General features: G+C 46.1%; 2 protein-coding genes. One reads left to right on the forward strand and one right to left on the reverse strand.

Annotated elements, in window-relative coordinates; all coding sequences use genetic code 11:
* Nucleotides 1-713: tryptophan--tRNA ligase (trpS, locus tag R7P72_RS25055; protein WP_318110967.1), on the forward strand; the 713-nt coding region annotated here is incomplete at its 5' end.
* Nucleotides 714-777: 64 nt separating this feature from the next.
* Here trpS and R7P72_RS25060 read toward each other — a convergent pair.
* Nucleotides 778-1,152 carry a hypothetical protein gene (locus R7P72_RS25060; RefSeq protein WP_024699762.1) on the reverse strand — a complete coding sequence of 125 codons (375 nt, stop codon included), beginning with the start codon at nt 1,150-1,152 and terminating at the stop codon, nt 778-780.
* Nucleotides 1,153-1,207: the final 55 nt, after the last annotated feature.

Below are 1,207 nucleotides of genomic sequence, written 5' to 3' on the forward strand. Positions count from 1 at the left end.
GTGAACTGAGCCGTATGACTCAGTTTAAAGACAAGTCTGCACGTTACGCGAACGACGTAAACGTGGGTCTGTTTGATTACCCAGTGCTAATGGCGGCCGACATCCTGCTTTACGGTGCACACCAAGTGCCAGTAGGTAGCGACCAGAAGCAGCACCTAGAATTAGCGCGTGATATCGCAACGCGTTTCAACAACATTTACTCGCCAGAAAGCCCAATCTTCACGGTACCTGAGCCATACATTCCAACGGTTAACGCGCGCGTAATGAGCCTTCAAGATGCGACTAAGAAAATGTCGAAGTCTGATGATAACCGTAAGAACGTTATCACGCTGCTTGAAGAGCCGAAATCGATCATCAAGAAGATCAATAAAGCCCAAACGGATACCGAAACGCCACCAAGCATTCGCCATGATGTTGAAAACAAAGCGGGTATTGCAAACCTAATGGGTCTTTACTCTGCAGCGACAGGCATGAGCTTTGAAGAGATTGAAGCGAAATACAAAGGCGTTGAAATGTACGGCCCATTCAAGAAAGACGTGGGTGAAGCGGTTGTTGCGATGCTTGAGCCAATTCAAGAAGAATACCGTCGTATTCGTGCAGATCGTGCGTTTATGGATGAAGTGATGAAGCAAGGCGCGGAGAAAGCATCGGCTCGCGCGGCGGAAACACTGAAAAAAGCATACGAAGCTGTTGGTTTTGTTGCTCGTCCGTAATCTCAAGTAATCCAATACCCAAAAAGCTCCACTTCGGTGGAGCTTTTTTTATGTGCTGAGAAAATTACTCGAAGGGCGTGTTGTCCATACAGCGCTCCATATCATAGTACTCAACGCGGCCACGAGCGCCTAAAAACGACGATTTCACCACCATCCCACGATCCACATAATTAGTGAGGAAAACACAGGATATCTCGTAACTTAACTGTTTGATTTTATATGGCTCCCAGTAATAGTCTGGTCCAGGCAGGCGGGCACGAAAAGAAATGACACCATCGTCACTGACTTCAAACTCTTCCATTCCCTTGAACTCATTTTTTGCTGATTGGATAGTTTTTTGATTGGCGGTTGGGTAAAGCGGTTCAGAAGATGTTAGCTGACAACCCGTCATAAGCCCAAACGCGGAGAGAGCTAGTCCAATACGTTGAATTGTTTTCATTGATTTTTCCACGATAGATTATGGATGAGATCTTATTGTCTCGCGTTGGTTTTAT

This window comes from Vibrio sp. Vb0888, from assembly GCF_033338835.1.
Lineage (GTDB): Bacteria > Pseudomonadota > Gammaproteobacteria > Enterobacterales > Vibrionaceae > Vibrio > Vibrio alginolyticus.